This window comes from Runella sp. (genome assembly GCF_965279615.1).
Taxonomy (GTDB): Bacteria; Bacteroidota; Bacteroidia; order Cytophagales; family Spirosomataceae; genus Runella.
The window spans coordinates 2,653,790-2,678,693 of record NZ_OZ257252.1; the positions used below are offsets into that span (position 1 = coordinate 2,653,790).

7 protein-coding genes are annotated in these 24,904 nt (G+C 49.6%); all 7 read right to left on the bottom strand.

All coding sequences use genetic code 11. The annotated features are described in order from the left end of the window. Positions 1 to 38: 38 nt before the first annotated feature. The 7 genes from ACQY73_RS11610 to ACQY73_RS11640 all read right to left on the bottom strand — a co-directional run bounded on the left by ACQY73_RS11610 (position 39) and on the right by ACQY73_RS11640 (position 24,693). Complete coding sequence (locus ACQY73_RS11610) at positions 39 to 1,001, bottom strand: c-type cytochrome (RefSeq protein WP_428665794.1); 963 nt, start codon at positions 999 to 1,001, stop codon at positions 39 to 41. Between the two features lie 35 nt (positions 1,002 to 1,036). After that, positions 1,037 to 1,786: a DUF5602 domain-containing protein gene (locus tag ACQY73_RS11615; RefSeq protein ID WP_428665797.1), complete on the bottom strand. Its 750-nt coding sequence runs from the start codon at positions 1,784 to 1,786 to the stop codon at positions 1,037 to 1,039. A gap of 468 nt (positions 1,787 to 2,254) precedes the next feature. Next, positions 2,255 to 14,845 (bottom strand): BspA family leucine-rich repeat surface protein, encoded by a 12,591-nt coding sequence (locus ACQY73_RS11620; RefSeq protein WP_428665800.1) that lies wholly within the window; start codon positions 14,843 to 14,845, stop codon positions 2,255 to 2,257. 500 nt (positions 14,846 to 15,345) lie between these two features. Then, entirely contained in the window at positions 15,346 to 18,315 is a 2,970-nt protein-coding gene (locus ACQY73_RS11625) for an ATP-binding protein (protein WP_428665803.1), read from the bottom strand. Between the two features lie 34 nt (positions 18,316 to 18,349). After that, positions 18,350 to 21,127, bottom strand: coding sequence for an ATP-binding protein (locus ACQY73_RS11630; RefSeq protein ID WP_428665806.1), 2,778 nt, complete (start codon positions 21,125 to 21,127; stop codon positions 18,350 to 18,352). A gap of 22 nt (positions 21,128 to 21,149) precedes the next feature. Next, positions 21,150 to 23,924, bottom strand: coding sequence for an ATP-binding protein (locus ACQY73_RS11635; protein ID WP_428665809.1), 2,775 nt, complete (start codon positions 23,922 to 23,924; stop codon positions 21,150 to 21,152). 373 nt (positions 23,925 to 24,297) lie between these two features. After that, positions 24,298 to 24,693 (bottom strand): LytR/AlgR family response regulator transcription factor, encoded by a 396-nt coding sequence (locus tag ACQY73_RS11640; protein ID WP_428665811.1) that lies wholly within the window; start codon positions 24,691 to 24,693, stop codon positions 24,298 to 24,300. Positions 24,694 to 24,904 lie beyond the last annotated feature (211 nt).

Genomic DNA, 24,904 nt, shown 5'->3' on the forward strand with positions numbered 1-24,904 from the left:
ACCACGAAAGAATCTTAAAAGGCCCAAAAACGGCCTCTTTATTGCGCATTAACATTATTCCTGATCTTAGGAACAGTTTTGAGGTAAGCATAGATTGCTTTCACTTCATAGTCGGTCAGGGTAAGGTGCGGCTGCATCGGATAGCGCAAAAGCGTTCCGTCCGGTTTTTTACACAGCCTTACGGCCTGCACAAACTGTTCCTCCGTGTACTTTTTACTGATTCCCGTCTCTTCGTCAAAGGTCAGATTGGCCGAAGGGATGATGTTGCCTTCCAAGTCGGGCATTTTGATGCCTCCGCCATAAAACCCAAACGATTTTTCGGGATGGAGCGGGTCTTCTTTGGCAAAGTCGCCCGAGTGACAACCATAGCAGGCAATGAGATCGTTGGCGATGTACTTTCCAAACGCCGTTTTATCGGTCGAATCAGGCACCAAGATGGGTTCGGTAATGGGCTCAATGGGCTTCATGACCGTATTGGTCAACACTTTGAGCAGAAAACTGGGTTCCTGTTCGTGTCCTGCCCCTTTGGTTGCCTGTACCGGAAAACGATCCGAGCGCAGGTAGGCAATGACTGACTTCAGGTCTTCGTCGGCCATGCGCGGAAACTTAGGCATAATAGGCGCATACTGCCCCGTACGCTTGATGCCCGTTTTGAGAAAATATATGATCTCTCCATCGGTCCAACTGCCGATACCGTCTTCTGCGTCCCGGGTAATATTGAGCGAATAAGCCTTCCCGAATTCCGCGGGTAAGTCGGCGATATGCTTTCCTACCAGCCGATTCTCTCCGTTGGCGTGACAGGCATTGCACATAATGAGCGCGATTTTTTCTCCGCGTGCCACCCGTTCAGGTGTTACCTCTACATTTACATTTTTAATGTTATCGGGTATATTAACTTCATAGGAAGGTACGCCCCTGAAGTTGACGAACAACAATGCAATGACCCCTATGACCGCCAAACCGGCCATTATTTTGAGAACAAGCATTCCTATTTTTTTCATGCTCCGTTGTATTTTAAGGTTATCCTGATCTAAGGCTATTGCATCATCATAAGGTCATCCAGACTGACAACGATTTCATCGCCTACCTGTTTAATGCTGTACTTCATGGGAAAATACCCCGCCTTGGCGAACTTCGTCGGTGTGGGAACGGCCTTGGTCAGGTTGGGACTGCTTTTCAAAAACTCATACGCTACCATCGGCTCAATGAAGGTTACCTTTCCATCGTACGAGCCGAAGATGAGCGTTTCGGTAAACTTACCTGTACCGGCCAATTCCGCTGAGCGGGGGTCGGCCCAATGCACGCCCATTTCAGGTACACCTGCCGGCAAACGAATGTAGGGAGAAGGAATATATCCTGCGGCCGGCAGATTATCAAACTTAGCCTTTGCCGCATCATAAATAGGGATGGCTTTACGTTCAGCCAACGACTGCATGTAAAAGTGCATGTCAAAATGGGCCACATCGTACACCCCCGGCGGCTCATGGCCTGTGTGCAGGTAATCCAACATGATGTGGTCGAAGGGTGTTTTGCCCACAGCTTCCGTAGGGAGACTCAATACCAGCGCCACGCCTCCGTGGGGCAGGTTGTCCAAGGCTCCTTTGGTGAGCGTAAAGCCGATAGAGGTCGGGATGTTGTCGGTCGAGAATTTAACCCAGGAGTAGGCTTTCCCGTTGCCCAGTGCCTGCTCGGCACCTTTATAAGTAGGCGCCACCGGGGTGTCGTTTTCAGAGCATCCTGTCAGAAAAAGCAGTGCTGAGAGAGTGAAGGTGATAAATTGTTTCATACTAAAATAGGAGTTGAAAATGTGTTGAAAATAATGAGCGGAACACGTGTCTGCCGGCAGCAGATGTGTTAGGCAAAATTGGTAAGTATATACAGGCAGGTGTTATCACGAATTGGACTTTCTTTTCCTCATTTCGAACAATGCCTGCTTTTTTTGTGTGTTCTATCAAGGTATTTTTGAAATTATTTAGCTCATTTTGAGCAATCTTTTGCTCATTTTGAATAACCGGCCTTTTTTGAGAGAAAAAACGCTGTTTTTAGAACTACTGCCCCTCTTCTTCCGCTCGCTGTATTTCTTTTTCGTAACTAAAAGAAGCGTACACTACACCGACATGACGGGCGCATTGGATGGAAGAGGCTCTCATCTTTTTAAAGGCGTTGAAAAGTTTCTTTTTAGGTGGCACATCCGGCAAACACCCCGTATCCGCCACCTAAAAAGAACTTTCAAAAGAGACACATGAAGACCGTATTATTTAGGATTAATCCCCTGAACTGAAGTCGGTGAGGCGGTATTACACCCACCGATGACGGCCTGAAACACCGCCCCCGAAGCGCTGAAGCCCGGCAGCAACGTCACCGACTCACCACCCCGATACTCCACCACGCCACCGCTCACTCGGTTCACCGCCGTGATCTTACCCCCCGACTTCAGCACCGTGCCCTCCACAATCGGCTCGTTCACCGTCAGCGTCGCCGGGCCGCCCCCACCCATGCTTTGACTCTCATACGCCCCCATGTCTACAATAGGAGTACCCGCAGGGTAAGGTCTTGCGTTGCCTTCCAGATCCTTCGTCGGCGCGCCCGTATTATCTCCCGCGTTGATCGCCGGTGAACATACCTGCACGTGATAATCCCCCAACGATACCGAAGGTGCCAATCCGCTCGGTGAGGCATTGACAAACAACGGATCCTGACTGATATTGCCCGTCCCCGCAAAGCCACCCTGCACCAAACTGTAGCTCATCACAATTCCCGGCGTACTCTGCGGCGAAGAATTCCCCCACACAATGCTGTTCTTCACCGTACTCGAGGAATTCGTGTTGAAGATGCCTCCCGCCGTACCGCTGATGCCCTGATTGGAAGCGATCGTACTGTTGATAATCTGAGGTGAGCTGCGGTTGATGTACAGACCTCCCCCCAACCCTTTGTTGCTCACGATCAATACGTTGACCAAATCAGATGTACTGCCGCCCAACACATAGACTCCGCCCCCGAAGGTGGCTTCGTTGCCATGGATTATGCTCTCGGTCACACTCACCCGACTGCTGTCAGTCAACAGGATCCCGCCCCCGGCAATGGCTTTGTTGTCGGTAATAACACAATGCGTGATCAGTCCCTGACTTTTGTTGATGGCCACAATGCCGCCGCCCGAAGACAGTATCGAAGGCTCAGTCAGCTCAGTGCTCTGCGTCGGGCTGACGAAATCGGCAAAGCCCCGCTCGACGGTAAAGCCGTCGAGCCGTGTGGCGGCGTTGGTTTGGTTGAAGATGACCACGTGGTTGACGTTATCGCTCAATGACGAAGTGCCGATTTCGCCGCTGAGAATGGTTTTATGGGTATTCCAATTGCGCTCGTCGAGTTGGGTCTCTGTCCCTGAAAAACCGCCGTAAACCTCTACGCCCGAAGGAATGGAGAACACGTCTTTGCGCAGGGTGCCGGGTTTGTAGGTGCCCTGTGCGACCCATACCTGCACGGAGTGGCTTTGCAGGGCCGCAGTACTCAGTGCTGCCGGCAGGCTTGCATAGGCTTTCGTCCAGGTACTGCCATCCCGCGTAGGATTGACGTTGGATGCGTTCACATAAATGATTTGGGTAAGAGCTGTGATTTGCACTGAAGCCGTAGACTGTACTTCCGGGCAACCGACCGTGGCCGCCAACGTGTAGGTGACGGTATACGTGCCTGGCGTACTGGCAGTTAAGTTGATCTCTCCTGTGGAGGCATTAAGCAAAAGTCCCGCTGTGGAACTGTACACACCGCCTGTTGTTCCCGTAAAGCTTACCATGGCCGTGCCCGTATTTGTGTAAGGACTTCCTGCGTAGCTGAATGCCGCGCTCCGCGTCGGTACCGCATTGACCGTCAAACTCAACGGCGAGGAAATGCAGCCCGTCGTCATATTCTTCGCCGTCACCGAATAGGTGTTGGCAGCTAAGCCGCTGAAGGTCGCCGAAGCCTGATAGGCTCCGCCGACGCTGTATTGAATATCCGCCCCTGTCGGAGCCGTGATGACGATCGTGCCCGTCGGCGTTGTACACGTCGGCTGTGCCGTCACACTTGCTGTGGGAACGGCAGGTGCATTTGGTACCACATTGACCGTCAAACTCAACGGCGAGGAAATGCAGCCCGTCGTCATATTCTTCGCCGTCACCGAATAGGTGTTGGCAGCCAAGCCGCTGAAGGTCGCCGAAGCCTGATAGGCTCCGCCGACGCTGTATTGAATATCCGCCCCTGTCGGAGCCGTGATGACGATCGTGCCCGTCGGCGTTGTACACGTCGGCTGTGCCGTCACACTTGCTGTGGGAACGGCAGGCGCATTTGGTACCACATTGACTGTCAGCGACAACGGCGAGGAAATGCAGCCCGTCGTCGTATTCTTCGCCGTCACCGAATAGGTGTTGGCAGCCAAGCCGCTAAAGGTCGCCGAGGCCTGATAGGCTCCGCCGACGCTGTACTGAATATCCGCCCCCGTCGGTGCCGTGATGACGATCGTGCCTGTCGGTGTCGTACACGTCGGTTGTGCCGTCACACTCGCTGTGGGAACGGCAGGCGCATTTGGTACCACATTGACTGTCAGCGACAACGGCGAGGAAATGCAGCCCGTCGTCATATTCTTCGCCGTCACCGAATAGGTGTTGGCAGCTAAGCCGCTGAAGGTCGCCGAAGCCTGATAGGCTCCGCCGACGCTGTATTGAATATCCGCCCCTGTCGGAGCCGTGATGACGATCGTGCCCGTCGGCGTTGTACACGTCGGCTGTGCCGTCACACTTGCTGTGGGAACGGCAGGTGCATTTGGTACCACATTGACCGTCAAACTCAACGGCGAGGAAATGCAGCCCGTCGTCATATTCTTCGCCGTCACCGAATAGGTGTTGGCAGCCAAGCCGCTAAAGGTCGCCGAGGCCTGATAGGCTCCGCCGACGCTGTATTGAATATCCGCCCCTGTCGGAGCCGTGATAACGATCGTGCCCGTCGGTGTCGTACACGTCGGCTGCGCCGTCACACTTGCTGTGGGAACGGCAGGCGCATTTGGTACCACATTGACTGTCAGCGACAACGGCGAGGAAATGCAGCCCGTCGTCGTATTCTTCGCCGTCACCGAATAGGTGTTGGCAGCCAAGCCGCTAAAGGTCGCCGAAGCCTGATAGGCTCCGCCGACGCTGTACTGAATATCCGCCCCCGTCGGTGCCGTGATGACGATCGTACCTGTCGGTGTCGTACACGTCGGTTGTGCCGTCACACTCGCTGTGGGAACAGCAGGTGCATTTGGTACCACATTGACCGTCAAACTCAACGGCGAGGAAACGCAGCCCGTCGTCGTATTTTTAGCCGTCACCGAATAGGTGTTGGCCGCTAAGCCGCTGAAGGTCGCCGAAGCCTGATAGGCTCCGCCGACGCTGTACTGAATATCCGCCCCCGTCGGTGCCGTGATGATGATCGTACCTGTCGGTGTCGTACACGTCGGTTGTGCCGTCACACTCGCTGTGGGAACGGCAGGTGCATTTGGTACCGCATTCACCGTCAGCGACAACGGCGAGGAAACGCAGCCCGTCGTCATATTTTTAGCCGTCACCGAATAGGTGTTGGCCGCCAAGCCGCTGAAGGTCGCCGAGGCCTGATAGGCTCCGCCGACGCTGTATTGAATATCCGCCCCTGTCGGAGCCGTGATGACGATCGTGCCCGTCGGCGTTGTGCACGTCGGCTGCGCCGTCACACTCGCTGTGGGAACAGCAGGTGCATTTGGTACCACATTCACTGTCAGCGACAACGGCGAGGAAACGCAGCCCGTCGTCGTATTCTTCGCCGTCACCGAATAGGTGTTGGCAGCTAAGCCGCTGAAGGTCGCCGAAGCCTGATAGGCTCCGCCGACGCTGTACTGAATATCCGCCCCCGTCGGTGCCGTGATGACGATCGTGCCCGCCGGCGTTGTACACGTCGGCTGTGCCGTCACACTTGCTGTGGGAACGGCAGGTGCATTTGGTACCACATTGACTGTCAGCGACAACGGCGAGGAAATGCAGCCCGTCGTCGTATTCTTCGCCGTCACCGAATAGGTGTTGGCAGCCAAGCCGCTGAAGGTCGCCGAGGCCTGATACGCCCCGCCGACGCTGTACTGAATATCCGCCCCTGTAGGAGCCGTGATGACGATCGTGCCTGTCGGTGTCGTACACGTCGGTTGTGCCGTCACACTTGCTGTGGGAACAGCAGGTGCAGTCGGTACGGCATTGACCGTCAAACTCAACGGAGATGATATGCAGCCCGTCGTCGTATTCTTCGCCGTCACCGAATAGGTGTTGGGAGATAAATTGGCAAATGTGGCCGAGGCCTGATAGGCTCCGCCGACACTGTACTGAATATCCGCCCCCGTCGGTGCCGTGATGACGATCGTACCCGTCGGCGTTGTGCACGTCGGCTGCGCCGTCACACTTGCTGTGGGAACGGCAGGCGCATTCGGTACGGCATTGACCGTCAAACTCAACGGCGAGGAGATACAACCTGTGGTCGTATTCTTCGCCGTCACCGAATAGGTGTTGGCCGCTAAGCCGCTGAAGGTCGCCGAGGCCTGATAGGCCCCACCGACGCTGTACTGAATATCCGCCCCGGTCGGTGCCGTCACCACAATTGTTCCTGTATTGACCAAACACGTCGGTTGTGCTGTCACCGAAGCCGTTGGCGTGGCAGGATTGCCCGGTATGGTATTTACCGTTAAACTCAACGGCGAGGAAATGCAGCCCGTCGTCATATTCTTCGCCGTCACCGAATAGGTGTTGGCCCCCAGACCGCTAAAGGTCGCCGAGGCCTGATAGGCTCCGCCGATGCTGTATTGAATATCCGCCCCCGTCGGAGCCGTGATGACGATCGTACCCGTCGGTGTCGTACACGTCGGCTGCGCCGTCACACTTGCTGTGGGAACAGCAGGTGCATTTGGTACCACATTGACTGTCAGCGACAACGGCGAGGAAATGCAGCCCGTAGCCGTATTCTTCGCCGTCACCGAATAGGTGTTGGCCGCCAAACCGCTGAAAGTCCCCGAAGCCTGATAGGCTCCGCCGACGCTGTATTGAATATCCGCCCCTGTCGGAGCCGTGATGACGATCGTGCCCGTCGGCGTTATGCACGTCGGCTGCGCCGTCACACTCGCTGTGGGAACAGAAGGCGCAGTCGGTACGGCATTCACCGTCAGCGACAACGGCGAGGAAACGCAGCCCGTCGTCGTATTTTTAGCCGTCACCGAATAGGTGTTGGCCGCTAAGCCGCTGAAGGTCGCCGAGGCCTGATACGCCCCACCGACGCTGTACTGAATATCCGCCCCTGTCGGAGCCGTGATGACGATCGTACCAGTCGGCGTTGTGCACGTTGGCTGCGCCGTCACACTCGCTGTGGGGGCGGCAAAAGCCGGACAGGCCACGGTAAGAACCACATCATTACCATCTCCGCCGGTGTAGGAAATAGTGGCATTGAGGCTACTATTCAGGAAATTAGGAAGGTTCGCTCCCTGCGCCAGGCCGTTGAAGGTACCCGTGACGGCATCACTGCCATCATTATCTATGATGGTGAACGTATTGCCCGCCACCGGTACATAAGCGCCCTCAAAAAGCAAAGCTACGCCCGTCAGGTTCACCGAGCCCGCCACTTTGAGTTGAGAGTAGGTGCTGCCGGTACCATCTCCCGCCGTTGCGCCATTGATGGCGATGCTTAAATCACCGGCGAAGGAAAGCGTACTTGCCGTTACGTCAGTGCCGTTAAAAATAGGTTTCACCGCCGCAGGCGAGGTGCCCGGGTCGAGCAATAAGGTGCCACCGCCGGTATTGAATCCACCACCGCTGATAAGGACATCCCCACTGAGAAGGATATCCCCACCGCTGACCAGCCGTACATTGGTGCTTGCAGGGCGGGTGACGGTTTGAGAAACCGTGACATTGCCACTGTTGGCATCGCCGATGATAAGGGTCCCGGTAGAAACTTGATCAAGTTCAAGATCGGACAGCATGAGAGGGTCAGTGACCGCATCTAACCCATTAGAAATACTGATCTCCCTGCCGGCGGTAAAAGGTTTGATGGTCACGCTGCCGGCGGCATTGGTTCTGATTTCGGGAAAATCTACAATGCGCAAACTGTTGGTAATGATGGAGATATTGCCGCCGTGGACATTGGTCAGAATGCTTGATACGGGAGCCGAGGTTTGTTTTGACATGTATAAACCATAGGTAAGAATGGTTCCGCCGCCGGGCTTGCCGGTCAATGTGATATTTCCGCCTTTCGACGTGACTAAGCCTTCAAGGGACAATCCATTGTTGGAAATGTCGGTGCCGCTCCCACCTTGACCGGTGATATCGACTGTTCCGGAGCCACCCGCGGACAGTTCACCGCCGGCTAAATAAATGCCCGAATTTAATCCACTTGCCCCCGAGCCTCCTCCTGTGCCGGTGATCGTGACATTGCCACCGGTATCATTAGAAGTAATTTTACCTGAAGCCTGCACCGATATTCCCGAATTGGAATTGCCTGTAGCAGTTAATCCACCCTGTCCGACGACGGTAACGTTGCCCCCCGCAGAGGTAATCTCCCCGGAGTTTGTCACTCGTACCCCCACATTCCCGCCGCTCGTTCCTGAGCCGCCACCGGTGCCGGTTACGCTGACCGGGCCGCCCAGCGAAAATATACTGGAATTGGCATCGGTTAACCAAACACCATAATTACTGCTGCCTCCGGAGACTCCACCGGTTCCTGCGACCGTAACGGCATTGGCCCCTTCACCGCCGAGGATTTTCCCTCCCGCCGCCAGTTTGACTCCCTGTTGGTTTCCTGACGCATCATCTCCGCCTCTGCCTTTCACAGTGAGGGTGCCATTAGGGGTAGTTTGGAGTTGGGTACTTGTACCGGTGATAAGCACCCCAATAAAATTGCCGGAGGTTGGGCTCGCCTGCTGATTGGCCTCAACGGTGAGATTACCATTGACCGTTATAAGCGTACTACCTGTATTAAATGTTACGTTTTTGCTCACTTTAACCGTAGCAGCCCCCGTACCCGAAAGGTTCAGATTGGCATTGGCGGCAAACGTGACGGCATCTACCCCGGGAGTAGCGTCGTCGTTTTGCAAGTCAAGATCAAGGTTGGCATTGACCGTGAAGACAATATCGCCATTCATAAACACTTGATCGTCACCGGTACCGCCATTGATAGTGAGCGAAGGGAGTGTTGAGCTAAACGCTGCCACATTGATGAAGTCATTGCCATTGCCGGCATTGATGGTAATGCCGGTTTTGCCGGCAAGGGCAATATCGGCAGGCGTGGTAAACGGCGTTGTGGCACCACTATTTATGCTGTATGTTTTGCCGGTAACGTTAAAACGAATATTGCTGCCGCTTTGCGATACTTCAAGGGTTTCGCCCGTACCGGTTATATCGGTAATAACTACGTTGCCTCCGGCGGTGGTGATGCTGTAATCAGCTGATTGCACACTCAGCATTATGGGAACAACGGTGTCAGTCGTGCAGGCATCTGTAGCCACGACCGTGATGGTGTAAATACCCACCGGAATCGTGTTGGGCACCGTCACTGCACCGGTTATATTATTCACCGTGATGGTGGCCGGAGATGGAGAAGGAGAAACGCTCTGTAGGGAAACATAGACCTCGCCATTATCGGAGGGGCCGCTAGCCGGAAGAATAGTGCCGCCTGCTCCCGGGCTAAAAAAGGCATTGTTATAGGTCAGCGTTGGTGCCGTATTGGCTGTCACATTGACCGTAAAGTTGGCCGTGGCCGTCCCGCCGTTGGCATCGGTCACCGTCAACACCACCGTATTACTTCCTTCAGTGGCTCCGCAATTTGCCTTCACGGTGGCGGTGACAGTACCGGCAACATTGGTAATGCCGGTCACGGTGATATTCGCCGGCACCGTCGTCGCCGTGACGGTTAGGCTTCCTGCGGGAGTTTCCGAGTCGTTGACCGTGGCGATGGTAGCTATTGAACCGGCATTGCTCTCCTGACGGGTAACAGGGGCTGCGGCCGTGATGGTGGGATTGATATTAACTATGTAGGTAAACGGCACCACATAAAAACAAGCCCCGCCACTCGGCGTGATTTTGGCATAAAGCGTCTGTGAGCCGGCCGGCAGCGAAACATCCGGCACGAAAGTATTTGGTGCTGTAAATGTACCTGCTGAAGCAGTTGCTGTGGAATTGGCAAAAATACCATTGACGGTGCTGCTGCCGGTACCATTGTATGTACCACCATAAGTAAAAATTGGTGTTGGGGTATTATTGACTACGATTGAAGCATTACCGGAATTGGTTAAAATGGACGAAACATTCAAAGCCCTGTATTTCAGAACAGCATTGTTGGTAAAAGTACCTCCTGACGGACTATGCAACGTGCCGCCTATTAATATGAGACCATTATTTATAGTTGTGGCCAAAAGTCCGTTAAAATAGTCCGCCGTAAGCTTAATCGTACCGCAGGCATTGTTATTGATTTGTGCTCCGCTATTGGCTTCTATTTGGCCGGTTACCTCTATTAAACCTGAATTACTCACTGAGCCGTTGTATTGAATGGCCGAGTTAGTTCCTGAGATCGAAATGGTTGCACCGGCATCATTCATCAATGGCCCTTCACCTCTAATTCCGCCACGGGCCGCTATCGAAATCAATCCACCTGTATAATTATGAACTGTACTGCCATTACCTACCTCTAATCCTGTATTTTGCGAAGATGTTACATTTAAAGTGCCATAATTGTCAAAGGTTGTATTGCTGTTTAAACCTAAAGCGTAGGTACTGACAAAGTTTGTATTGCTATTGGTCGCATTTATTGTACCCCTGTTGGTTAAAAGTCCATTACTGGCCAAAGTCAATCCACCATCCGTAGATGAAACCGTAAGACCGGCGCCGTTATTGACGGTGAGGCTCGCCCCCGAGCCGGTTATTTGTATATGCTTGGCTACCATAGACCCTGATACTATAATGGGGTCGTTGGTCACAGCAGGAATGGTTACTGCATTGGTAGCGGTAGGAATACCGTTAGGTGTCCAGTTACAGGGGTTTGCCCAGTCGGTACTTACTGAGCCTGTCCATGTCATAGCTTCGGTGGCGGTGGCTACTTGTGAGCATGTTGCATCGCCCGTCCCCTGAATGTTAAAGGTGTAGGGATTTTCGTCGGTGTCATTGTTGACAATGCTCACCGTAGCGGTGCGCACCCCCGAAGCCGAAGGATCAAAAGTGATTTGAAAGGTCGTAGTTCCGTTGGTGGCTGCCACGGGCGTTGCGGGCAAGGCCGTCAGGGTAAAATCTCCCGCATTTGTCCCGTTGATATTTACCAAAGGACTGCCTGAAAGGTTCAATGTTCCCGCGCCTGTATTTTCGACGGTAAAAGTGCGGACGATGGTGCCCGAGCTTATATTTTGTGAACCGAAATCGGTATGGTCAGCAGCAGAAGGAGTAGCATCGCCGTTGACAATGGAAACACCATTGCCTTTGAGGTTGATTTCCGCAGGAAAACACACATTCGTATAGGCATCTCCCATGATAGACCATCCTTTGTTGTTAATCAGATTGGTTCGGGCGGCCTGCCCCGCACAGTATTGTAAGGGCGAAACGCTGCCCAAATTTTTGTTGGTATAGCCGGCGGTATTCCAAGCAATCAGTATCGCATCATAATTTTCCCCGGAAATAGCGGAATTAAGAAATAGATCAGTCATTGAGGTGGCACTCGCAATGTTCCAATTACCTACATTTCGGTTAAATGATGTGGCATTGTGAAACATTTCATCCATTGCGGTTACATTGCTCACATTCCAATTGGTGATGTTTCCGTTAAAAGCAGTAGCATTCTCGAACATTTTACTCATGTTGGTAACCCGGCTCACGTTCCACGAATTCAGATCCTGATTGAAAACCGTGTTTAAACTAAACATACCCCTCATAATGACCGTAGCACCCGGGGTTGTGTTGATTGTCCAGTTCAAGGGTTGATTGAAGGCAGTGGCTTCCCCAAACATAATCTCAAAATCAGCTACCTTACTGACATTCCAATTGGAAAGGGGCTGATTAAAGGCTGTATTGTTGGCAAACATCGCATACATATTCGTCACATTACTGACATTCCAACCGCCAATGGGTTGATTAAATGAGTTGGCTCCGCGAAACATCTGATCCATTGCAGTGACGTTACCTACGTTCCAATTGGTGATGTTTCCGTTAAAAGCAACCGCATTCCAAAACATGTAACCCATGTTGGTGACCCGACTCACATTCCACGAATTCAGATCCTGATTGAAGGCCCCGGCGTTTGTAAACATAAACTGCATGTTGACATTAGCGCCCGGAGTCGTATTGAGAGTCCAGGTATTTAAAGGTTGATTGAAGACCGATGCCTCCTCAAACATGCTTCTAAAATCAGTGACCTGACTGACATTCCAATTGGAAAGGGGCTGATTGAAAGAGGAGGTTTCCGAAAACACACCATACATATTCGTGACACTACTCACATCCCAACCGTTCAGATTGGCATTGAGAGAAGTGGCATTCCGAAACATTTCTTGCAGGTTGGTCACGTTACTTAAATCGGGGCTGTCATTGGCCAGCACGTTCAGATTGGAACAACCATGAAATGCTCTGTACATTGTTATCCAGCCGATACCCCCCCATTGATTCACGGACAGGATTTTGTCTTTGTCTCCTCCATCGCCAAATTGTATGGACGTAAGCCCTCCTCGGATGGCCACGGTATAGGTACCGGCCGTTCCAAAGTTGTGCGTCACGGCTCCGCTCACGCCCAATTGGTCGTAGGTGCCGTCGTTGTTCCAATCGACATCGTAGGTCCCGTTGGCAGGAATGGTGATGGAAGTGCTGTTAGAAGTGCCGGGGTTATTCGTTTTCCAAGTGGTTATAAAGGGCCTCATGTCGGCGGGCGGATTTTCCTGAAGCTCATAGGCTCCTAAATCCACTGTACCGTTGTTGAAGATGCGGAAATTTCCGTCCAAGTCAGTAGTTACACCATTGGGAATGAAGGTATTATTGCCCGCGTTGATAGCCGGGGAGCCGGGTTGCAGGCGGAGGTCGCCCGTTGCTGCGTTGACAAAAATTGGATCGGTGTTAAAAAGGCCGTTATCAGCAGTAACACCTGCAGGGGCGCCGGTGCCATTGATGAGGCTATGGGAAAGCGTCATCGTGGCCATGCCTTCGAGCAGAATTTCGTTGGTATTTTGCCATAAAATACAATTGCGGAGCAGCATGGGGCCGGTCGGAGCAACACTTGTGGTGTGGTAGACCGCGCTACCGCCATTAGTAGCTGCATTATTATAAAAGGTGCAATTGGTGAATGTTGAAGTGATCCGCCCGCTGGAAGCACCATTGGCATAATAAGCGCCGCCTTTATCCCCGGCAGTGTTGTTCATAAAAATACAGTTGGTAAAGCTGTGGTTTACTCTGCCTGAAAATGACCCGTTGACATGAACTGCTGCGCCATTACTCGTAGTGCTGTTGTCCTTGAAAATACACTTGGAAAAAGTTGCTTCTCCATTTCCACTTGGTGCATATTCATTGTAAGCCCCACTATTGCCGGTTCCGGTGGAGGTGTTGTTTGAGAAAGTACAATTGGTAACCGTAGTAATGGTTTTCCCTCCATTTGAATTAGAATAAATTCCAGGGGCATAAAAATCTTCGCTGTTCCCGGAGATGGTAGAATTTTCAAGCAATAAAATAGCCTTTCCACTGGAGTTTGAGCCAAGGTTGCCACTATTGAATACAGCAGGTCCGTCATTCCCCTGGATTTTGCAGTTGCGGACGGCAGCATTACAAGCGAATGGAAAGCCTATTCCTTCATTGTGAATCCCTCCTCCTGAAAAACCGGAAGCAAGCTTCCCTGCCGTAATGGTGAACCCGTCTACCGTAACCCCTTGTGCCACATTCTGAATATGTAAAACAATATTAGAATTTGTGCCTTGTACATGGGCAGCAGTGACTGCCGGATTGGCGCTGTCATTATTGTCAATATCCCCGCTAAGAATGGTCTGGTTCGAGGAAATATTTCGCTGAGAAAGCATACTTTCTGTGCCAGCGAAGCCACCATAAATGTCCACCGGGAAGTTGACATAAAAAGTCTTGGCATTAGGATTACCAGGGCTGGCATTTCCGGTTTTATCCTTAGATGGTTTATATGTGCCTGCCGCAACCCAGATCTCTTGAATATTGGTACACCCTCGTGCATAATCAATGGCGCTTTGCAGGCTGGTATAGGCATTCGTCCAAGAAGTCCCATCATTGGCACCGCCGGCATTGTGTTTGACATAAAGGCGGGTTGCTGCTCCGCAGGAACCGGTAGCAGACTGAGTAAACACACCTACTCTTGAGAAGTCTCCCCCAACACTAATCGGAGTACCATTGACATATGCTTGTCCACCTGCGTAAAAACTGGTAGCATTTTGAAAAGGTGTAAAAGAATTCATTGGGGCCGTTGTGGAAACCCGAAAGGTGTATTGATTACCATTAGTGAAGGCCCTGGATCCGCTACCTCCGGCAATTTCGATAAAAAGGTAGCTTCCAATTTGGGTCAATACCATACCTGTTTGAGAATATTGTAAGGTTCCGCTAAAACCATCCCCTTGATAAATGTTCAAATTCCAAACAGGGCTACCATCACTAACAATATCGGAAACAGAAACAATGAGTCCGGCAAATTCACCATTGCAGCCACCACTCATGGTAATGCTTTGGGCAAAATCGGTTACTGCGCCTCCGCTTGAGCTCGGCGGGAAGCCTGTGTTCACACACATCGTCTGGCTAATGGCTGTTGTACTGCAAAAAACAATACATAAAAAGCACAACAAGTACTTAATGAGTTTTTTCATGGGTAGAAGAAGATAAAAAGTAAAACATGTTAAGTTGATCTTTCGCAGCCGAAGCAAAAGGAGGCGGGAGAGCTTCGTCAAACCCTCCCCGGTTCCTCCTTCCTCTTTCTACCATGAAAGGTTGGCTGCCGATCCGGGTCAATGGAAAAGAGCAAGGCTATCGCCCGGCCATCCTGTCCGGATGACTTAAGACATAATCAATAGAGCAGTGGGTAACGTGTTGAATTAAGGGCTTACGAGCGAGGGTAAATGATGTGTTTTCATGGTCTTGAAAAAGTGTTAAGGTACACGAAATGGTCTTTGCCTGACCGACGCCATCATGGCTGCCGGGTAAAACAAAGGTCGTGAGTATATACAGGCAGGTGTTATCCTAAAACGCACAATCTTTAGCTCATTTTAAACAAAAAAGAGAAGAGCTTGGGCTCTTCTCTTAACATAAAATCACTATTTCCTTTGCTCAAAATGAACTTTCTTTTGCTCATTTTGAGCAAAACGGGCTTTTAGCCCCACTCTGAAGCATTTTTTCCGTATTTCTCCACAAACATTTTGGAAAAGTAAGAGAGACTTTCAAAACCCACCCGGTAGGCGATCTCCGAGACCGTACCCTCTTTCTTCCGCAACAGTTCAGCCGCTTTTTCCAAACGATAATTGCGAATGTATTCCGTTACCGTTTGGTCCGTCAGCGCTTTGAGTTTGCGCCGCAGTTGCACCGACGTCATGCCCATTTCGGCCGCGAACGCTTCCACGCCGAATTGGCTCTCGGCCAGGAAACGCTCAATGATTGCGTTGGCTTTAGCCAGAAACCGGTCGTCGATGGTGGGTTCTTTGGACTCTTCCTTCACGGAGTCAGTTACATTCATTCCCAACGGCTGAGCGTATTTCTGTCGTAAGGCCTGTCGCTGCTGCACCAGATTGCGAACCCGAACCTGAAGTTCTTCGGTATTGAAGGGTTTGGACAGGTACTCGTCCGCGCCCAGTTCGAGACCTTCCAGCCGGTCTTCCAGCGTGGCTTTGGCCGTCAGCATCACCACCGGAATGTGGTTGGTACGCATATCGGTCTTGAGGGATTTGCAAAATCCGAAGCCGTCCAGACGCGGCATCATCAGATCGCAGATGACGATATCCGGCACCAATTCCATGGCTTTTTCCAGACCTTCCTGCCCATCCCGAGCTTCGTGTATTTGATAGCTCCCTTCAAAAATACCGCGTACATACGCCCGCAGGTCAGGGTTATCTTCTACGATCAGTAAAAGCGGCAACTCTGCCGTAATAACCTCCGGCGACGTTACGGGCGTTTCCTCCATGATCGATTGCCGAAGGATTTTTGCGGGGGATGTCATGGGTTCATGTGCGGTGACGTATGCGCCCCAATGCGCCTGATCGCAGGGCAATTGCAGCACAAATGTACTCCCCAGGTTCGGCTCACTTTCCACGGTGATCGTTCCGTGCAGGGCCGTAACCAGCTCTTTGACCAACGCCAGTCCGATGCCGGTACCTTCGTAGTGACGGCGTTGGCTGTCGTCGACCTGATAAAACCGGTCAAAGATGCGGGGCAGCCGCTCCGCGTCAATACCGATGCCCGTGTCGGTAACGGTCAGGTTCATCATTGCCCCGCCCTTAGATTCCTTCGCGGGGACATAGTCGACACGGATGGCAATTCGACCGTTTGGGGGAGTAAATTTAAAGGCGTTGGAGAGCAGGTTGGAGATTATTTTTTCCAGTTTGTCTTCATCATAATAGCCCATCAGGTTGGTATGACTTTGCGACCGTTGGAAAATAATGCTTTTGGTTTGGGCCAACGACTCAAAAGACGCAAACAGGTAGTTGAGGAATTGAGGCAGGTCGCCGTAATATATCACCGGCTCCATCTTACCGGCTTCCAGTTTGGAGAGGTCCAGCAATTGGTTGATGAGGATTTGCAGGCGGGAGAGATTGCGCTGCATCAAAGGAATCATGCCTTCGGCAGGGTATTTTTTCTGAAAATCGGCCAACGGACCGACCAACAGCGTGAGAGGTGTACGGAACTCGTGTGAGATATTGGCAAAAAAACGGGTTTTGAGCGTATCCAGTTCGGCCAACCGTTCGGCTTCTTTTTGTTCAAACGATAATTGCCTGGCCAGTTCTTCTTTCCGAACCCGCTGACGGTAATACAAAAAATAACCACCGATCACGGCAATGACCAGCAACAAAGAGATCAAAATAATGCCCGAGCGAAAATTTTGGGCCTGTTGGTTGGCAAGCTCGGCCTGCAACTTGTTCCGTTCAACATCGAACCGAACCGACGCCTCCGAGGTAACCTCTTTCAAATCCTGGGCGTTGCTGGCGATGAGCGCTTCAAAATACACCCGCTCGTGCTTAAAAGCACTTTTATAATCGCCCAAGAGCGTATCGGCAATCATCCGGTTTTTATACAATGAAGCCACCAATGCCTGATAATCACGCTTATCGGGGTCGGATTCCAACGTATGAATGGCTTTATTAAAATAACGAATGACCTCTTCCCGGTTTTTCTTGACGCCCGCTACCTGACACAAATTCCCGTAGACTTTCGCAATGTCACCCAATCCATGAGGTTTATACTTCATTCTATACACCAATTCCTGATGAAAATAGGGCTCCGCCTGAACCGGGTTAGGAAAAGTATTCAGAATTATTTCGGCAATGTTGCCATTAATGGTCCCTATTTTTAAACTGTCTCTTTTTTCATGCACGTGCGCAATGGCCAATTTGTTGTATTTAATGGCCTGTGCATACTGTTTGAGTTCTACCAGACAATTGGCGTAATTTTTATAGAACTCAATGAGGTATTTGTCGACAGGATCTTTTCCGACGTAACGCTCAGCTTCCTTAAAATAGCGAAGAGCCGTTTCGAAATCAGACACCTGATTCATGTAATACAAGCCTAAACGGGCAAGTTTATAATAAGCGAACAGGATATTTTGATAACCGAATTTTCGATACACCAGATCAGCGGAAAGGCAGTGATTGATCAACGTAACAGAGTTGGCACGTTGGTCATATAAAATATTCCCCAACGCAAATTCAATGTCAGCATTCAGACGTTCCGTCAGCGGACTTGGCTCCAATTGCTTCAACTTTTCCTGAACAGCCTTCAGACTACGGTAGCGATACTCTTGGTTTCTCAGATTCCCGAACGCATGGTACCGTATATGAAGGAACTCCACAAAAAGAATCAAAAATCTGTCCTGCGTTTTATCAGCATAGGATTGTATGGCATTGAATTCCGTCATTTCTCCAATACTGTCTTTTTTCTGCAAAACCGAGGCAGAGTAATGCTCAAGACTGTCCAGCCGAGCCTGTCCTTTCAGGTTGAAAAAGTCGCTCACTTTTTTTTGAGCAACTGCTGCAGAAGTTACCCCAATCAACAACAGCAAAAAACTGATTATCAGTTTGTATTTTCTTTTGGCCGGCATAACGGTTCTTCCTGCGAAGGTAAAAATCCTGTTCATTCGTAAAGTGTTTTTCTTTCAGCTGTACCTTTTTCTAAGGGTTGACAATATACTCACTCGGCGATACGCCGTATTTCTCCACAAACACTTTGGAAAAGTAGGAAAGGCTCTCAAAACCCACCCGGTACGCGATCTCCGAGACCGTACCGGCTTTCTTCCGCAACAGTTCAGCCGCTTTCTCCAAACGGTAATTGCGGATGTATTCCGTCACCGTTTGGCCCATTAATGCTTTGAGTTTACGGCGCAACTGCACCGACGTCATGCCCACCTCAGCCGCAAAGGTTTCGACATCAAACTGACTGTCAGCCACAAAGCGCTCAATAACCGCATTGACTTTTTGCAGAAACTGCTCGTCAATAGTGGCTTCTTTGGGCTCTGCCTTCACGGATTCGGTTACATTCAACACCAATGGCTGAGCATATTTTTGGCGTAAGGCCTGCCGTTGCGCCACCAAATTTCGAACCCGTGCCTGAAGTTCTTCGGTATTAAACGGTTTCGAAAGGTAATCATCCGCTCCCAATTCAAACCCTTCCAAACGATCTTCCAAGGTGGCTTTGGCTGTCAGCATCACCACGGGAATGTGGTTGGTACGAATATCAGTCTTGAGGGCTTTGCAGAAACCGAAACCGTCCAAACGAGGCATCATCAGGTCACAGATCACTACGTCCGGTATCTGTTCGATGGCCTTTTCCAAACCTTCTTGTCCGTCCTGTGCTTCTGCCACTTGGTAAATCCCTTCAAAAATACCGCTTATATAGCTGCGCAGGTCTGAGTTATCTTCCACGATCAACAGGATCGGCAACTCATTTTGGAGGTTCTGAGCGACCACCTCTTTTTCTTTCGTAATTTCAAAGGCTATCTGTTCTCTATTTATTTCCTTTGATTCCGGATCCGGTATCAAATGTTGCTGCCACGTAGCTTGGTCATAAGGAATTTTTACGGTAAAGACAGTGCCTTGTCCTACCTGACTTTCAACGGTAATGTGCCCACGGAGGACTTCCACCAGCTCTTTGACCAGTGCCAAACCGATGCCGGTACCTTCATAATCACGACGGTTGCCCGTATCGGCCTGATAAAAACGGTCAAAGATCAACGGCAACCGCTCGGCGGCAATACCAATGCCCCAATCCTTTATTTGCAGTGTAAACCGGCGCTCATTATAGTCTGCCCGTACATGGATACGTCCACCGGTCGGCGTGAATTTAAAAGCATTCGAGAGCAGATTGGTGATGATCTTTTCCAGTTTATCAGCATCATAATAGGCTTCCTGCGGCAATTTGCCCTGCTCATGCTGAAAAATGATCTTTTTACTTTGGGCCAATGATTCAAAAGAAGCAAAGAGTTGGTTTAAGTATTGTGACAGATCTCCTTTTTGAATATGCGGTTCCATCTTACCCGCTTCCAACTTTGACAGGTCCAGAAGTTGATTGATGAGTGTTTGTAAACGCCCCAAATTACGCTGCATCAACGGAATGATGCCTTCCTGTGGGTACTTTTTCTTAAGGTCTGTCAAAGGCCCCACCAAAAGCGTAAGGGGTGTACGAAACTCGTGCGAGATGTTGGCAAAGAAGCGCGTTTTGAGCGTGTCCAGTTCCTGCAACTTGGTGGTTTGCTCCAGGTTAAAACGCAGTTGCTTTTCTGAGTCAGCTCTGGCTTTTTCGTGACTGATAATGATCCTGCCCAAGAATATTCCAAACACAAAGATCTCGCCAATAAAACAAAGCGACACAAACGCAATGATCAACGGATGGTCAAGCCAGCCAACCAGTCGCATTTGCATAAGCGTATAACTCACATTGCCCAACAAAAACGGAACGGAATAATACCAATTGATCGAATAGCGTCGAATGACCGCCGCTATATACATTCCAAACGTCAGCAATTGGCCGAAAATACCGACGTACGTGCTCGCCAGAAGCCAATACCAACGGTAGTTAAAAGCGATCAATACTCCCAAGATTGCCGTTAGGATCAGCACCATGTTCATTGCAAAGCGAACGGCCGGGTGAAATCGCTTAATGGGCAAAATATCTTTAGCAAACAACGCCTGCCCGATGGGAATAAAGTGAAAGGACAAAAAAGTAACAGTAACGGCTGCTAATGGCGTACCGGATAGGAAATTGCCGAAAATACCCATTAATCCCCAAAAACTTAATGAGCGAATAATAAGTACCAAGGTATACAAACGGAAGGTCAGTTCGCGCACGGCAAAAACGGCCAGTAATAACACGTAAAACAGTCGAATAAGTACTAAGCCGGAAAAGAAACCTTCCCGCGTGTTACTCGTGAGTTTATCTTCGGTATATACATCGAGGGTCTTGGCCCTTACTGTTGAATAAAATCCTTTTTGGCTTTTGACCCTAATGTAAATCGTCTTTTGTTCATTGAGATCCATAAAGACTCTTACGTGCGGCAAATTCTCCGAAAGCTTGTCTTTCCGTTCTTCGCCCACGATTCCCTGTCGGCTTACCTGATATACTCCTTTCGTGTTCGGAACATAAAAATCAATGGATTCTCCGACGGGATTATCCCATACCAGCATCCACGCTTTTTGGTGCGGGTCGACATTTTTCAAGGCTATTTTTACCCAGAATACTGAAGTCGAAAAAGGAAAAAGGAATTTAGGCTTTCTGAAGGGCGTAAAAGGCAGTTTTTGTACCTGTTCAAAAGACAATGCCGCCGTTTTATCTTCAAAGAGTTCGGTTTTTGACGTTAACGGGTACGTACTTAAGGTATCTGATAAAATAACTTGGGCAACTACGCTGCCGACATATCCGAAAGAAAAGAGAACGTAAAGCAGAAATCGTTTCATGGTATGAAGTATAGATGGCTGATCAATTCCACTCCGAAGGAGCCTTGCCAAATTTTTCAGTAAACACTTTTGAGAAATAAGACAGGCTTTCAAAACCTACCTGATAGCCAATATCGGAGACCGTCCCTGCCTTGTTGCGAAGCAATTCGGCGGCTTTTTCCAGACGGCAACTTCGAATGTATTCAATGACGGTTTGGCCCGTCAGTGCTTTGAGTTTACGACGTAGTTGCAGCGCCGTGACTCCCATCTCAGAAGCAAATTTCTCTACGTCAAAACCGCTGTCGGCAAGGTTACGATGTAGCACGCCGTTGGCTTTTTGCAGGAATTTTTCGTCCATGGAAAGTATTTTCTTCGTTTCTATTGCCTCCGATCCGTTGACACTGATGGCAAAAGGCTGACTGTATTTTTGGCGTAAAGACTGACGTTGCACCACCAAATTTCGGACCCGTGTCTGAAGCTCTTCGGTATTAAACGGTTTCGAGAGATAATCATCCGCGCCCAATTCAAACCCTTCCAACCGATCTTCCAAGGTGGCTTTGGCCGTCAGCATCACCACCGGGATGTGGTTGGTACGCGTATCTGTCTTGAGGGCTTTGCAGAAACCAAAACCGTCCAAACGAGGCATCATTAGGTCACAGATCACTACATCCGGCACAAATTCAATCGCTTTTTCAAGGCCGTTTTGGCCGTCAATGGCTTCGATGATCTGATAGCTTTCCGCAAAAATACCACGTACATAAGTGCGCAGGTCCGGGTTATCTTCCACGACCAACAACATCGGTAACTCATTTTGGAGATGCTCAGCACGCACTTCGTTAGGATCGGGCATTGTAATTGTCGACAATACCGGTTCCGTCGGCTTTATAACAATCGGTTCTTCGTTTGCGGCCAACTGCGGCGGCTGAGTGGTACAGGGGAGTGTCACCGTAAACACACTCCCTTTTCCGGGCTGACTTTTTACGTCAATGCTGCCCTGCAAAACTTCTACCAATTCTTTGACCAACGTTAAGCCAATGCCGGTTCCTTCATAATCGCGGCGATTGCCGGTATCTACCTGATAAAAGCGGTCAAAAATACGCGAAAGTCGTTCAGCATCAATGCCAATACCAAAATCTTCCACCCGGATCATAACCTGATGCTCTTCATAACTGACCCTCACATTGATGCGCCCCTGTTCGGGCGTAAATTTAAACGCATTGGAAAGCAGGTTCGTTACGATCTTTTCCAGTTTATCAACGTCAAAATAAACTATTTTGTGGCTGTGGCTTTGTTCATGTTGAAAGATGATATTTTTGCTTTGCGCCAAGGATTCAAACGACGCTAAGAGTTGTTGCAGGAATGCCGCCACATCACCTTTTTGGAGATCCACCTGCATTTCGCGGGCTTCCAGTTTTCCCAGATCCAGCAATTGATTAATTAAGGCCAGCAACCGCTTGGCGTTGCGTTGCATAATGGGCAGAATACTTTCATTGGGCAGCCTCTTCTGCAGCTCGTCCAACGGTCCGAGGATCAACGTAAGCGGCGTACGAAATTCGTGCGAGATATTATTAAAGAACCGAGTCTTAAGCCGGTCAAGTTCGCGAAATTTTTGGGATTCCTGATTTTTGAGGATCAGGTCTTTGGCCGTTGCCAATTTTTCCTCGTACAGCGATCGCAACAAATAGCCCGTTACGGGAGCCACTCCCAATAATTCTAACGAAAGCGCCAGATTTTTTGCGTATTTAATGATGTTGGGCAGGTAAATGATGTCCAGATTGTTCAATTGGGAAAGAATATGATAGACAGCAAAAACCATTACCGGTATGATGTACCAAATTGAGGCGTAGTATTTTCTCAATAATGAATAAAAAAGAATGCAGAGGATAATGAAATTATTAAGGGTGTAAAAGTGCATGAAGTAAACCGAAGGGCGATACACCAGCGTTGCAATTCCGTGCACAACACCAATGCTTCCCAACACCCAAAACACGGGAGTCAATGCCGGCATTTTGGTTTTCACCTGACATACCTGATATACAAAATAAGCTAATGCTACGAGGTGAATATTGGAGAGAATGATCCAAAGATGATTGGCAATAGCGGGAAACTGAGGGAAGGTAAAGCCGCTGCCACCTGTACCCAAATACATCGTACTGCTTGCGGTGATTCCATAAAAGCAGTAGGCTCTGAACTTAGTGTCATTGATAAAGAAAAGCAATGCTATGCAAAAAAACAGCCGCATCAGCAGTAAACCACTGACCAGAAAAAAGGCGTTATCTTCTTTTTGAAAACTTTTGTAAAAAGTAAGTTCATCGTAGATGACAAGATCATGATTGATGTATAAAAGGCTCTTGAGCCGTAAATAACAGACCTGCGTTTTTTGCGGAACTAAGGCCAATGGAACCGCATAGTCTTTGGACTTGATTTCACGCTTACTGAACGCTGCCGCATTACCTATTTTTGTGATGGAAAAACCTCCCTCCCTGGTTGGGAAATACAGATCCAGATCGCTCAGGTAGTAATTTTTTTCGATGGCTAACAGCCATCTTTTCAGGCTATCCGGACGTTGGTTTCTTACCGTTAATTTGATCCAAAATACAGAATGAGATTGCCCTTTCAGACGATCGGGGTTCGATCTATTGGTAAAGGATTGTTTCTGTACCTCTTCAAAACTCATTTTGCCGGTTTTGTCTTCGAAAACCGTTGTTAATGCGGTAATAGGGTAAATAGCTGCACTGTCTGACAGGATGATTTGAGCGAACAGCGCTTCAGGGTAACAGGCGAAAATGAAGCAATAGATCAGTAGTTTTTTTTTCATAATGTCGTCTAAGGTGGGCAGATACGTTGAAATTGCAGCCGTCACAGCGATTCAAACCATTCTTCATTGCGATCAACATACCCACCTTTCGGTCTTGCATGAAATTATATACCATTCCATGCGCCCATTTTTCTAATAGTGTAATGAGCTGCCGGAGGTTATTTTGAGCAAAAATAGACAATGATTACAAATAAAATATCCAAGTAAATCGCATTTTGTTCATAAATTCAGGCCGAAGCAACTAAAATTAAACGACCTTACAAAGGGTAATGTTTGAATTTCCCACGATTTTCCTGAACAAAAATCGTGCTATCGTATCCAAAACTTCTCTTTTTCGTGCGAATTGGTATATTATTTTTTTTAAACTACCCTCTCAAACCTCAACTAATCTTCTAAATATCAGCCCATTATCTTTTACTATTCTCTTCAATAACCCTCTCCGTCGGCGGGCTATTTCGATGACTTTTCCATTAGGCAACGTCAGTTCGCTATACCGATCCAAACGGCATTTGTCCAAATAATATCCATTCAGTAAATACGACTTATGAACCCGGATGAAACCGCAGGTTTCCAGCAAGGGGGCATAACTGCTCAGCGATAGAGATGTCACTACCTGCTCGCCGTCATTCAGGTGGAAGATGGTATAATTCCCTTGCCCACTTAGGTATATTATTCGTCGCGGGTCAATGACACGGTCACCTCTTTTGGTTTGAAAACGGGGCAAGGTTACCCCGTTTTCGAATACATACAATCCTGCTGTTGCACTCATTTTCTTCTCTATAAATTATCTTGGATCTTTGTCTAAATACGCTTGCTCCTAATCTGCACGCAGTGCATGGATACTTTAGTAAAAGCCGGTGTGGATAAAAGTCGCGTTGTTTGCAAGACCGTACAGGACTGGATTGCACTTGCTGCCGCTCCAATGGTCATGTCAGCAACTTCCGGTCCTATCCAAGTCTTTGTTTGAGCAACTGCCCATT

Excerpts from the sequence above, each read along its gene's own strand:
- ACQY73_RS11610 (WP_428665794.1), bottom strand. The coding sequence starts at position 1,001 with ATGAAAAAAATAGGAATGCTTGTTCTCAAAATAATGGCCGGTTTGGCG.
- ACQY73_RS11615 (WP_428665797.1), bottom strand. The coding sequence starts at position 1,786 with ATGAAACAATTTATCACCTTCACTCTCTCAGCACTGCTTTTTCTGACA.
- ACQY73_RS11620 (WP_428665800.1), bottom strand. The coding sequence starts at position 14,845 with ATGAAAAAACTCATTAAGTACTTGTTGTGCTTTTTATGTATTGTTTTT.
- ACQY73_RS11625 (WP_428665803.1), bottom strand. The coding sequence starts at position 18,315 with ATGAACAGGATTTTTACCTTCGCAGGAAGAACCGTTATGCCGGCCAAA.
- ACQY73_RS11630 (WP_428665806.1), bottom strand. The coding sequence starts at position 21,127 with ATGAAACGATTTCTGCTTTACGTTCTCTTTTCTTTCGGATATGTCGGC.
- ACQY73_RS11635 (WP_428665809.1), bottom strand. The coding sequence starts at position 23,924 with ATGAAAAAAAAACTACTGATCTATTGCTTCATTTTCGCCTGTTACCCT.
- ACQY73_RS11640 (WP_428665811.1), bottom strand. The coding sequence starts at position 24,693 with ATGAGTGCAACAGCAGGATTGTATGTATTCGAAAACGGGGTAACCTTG.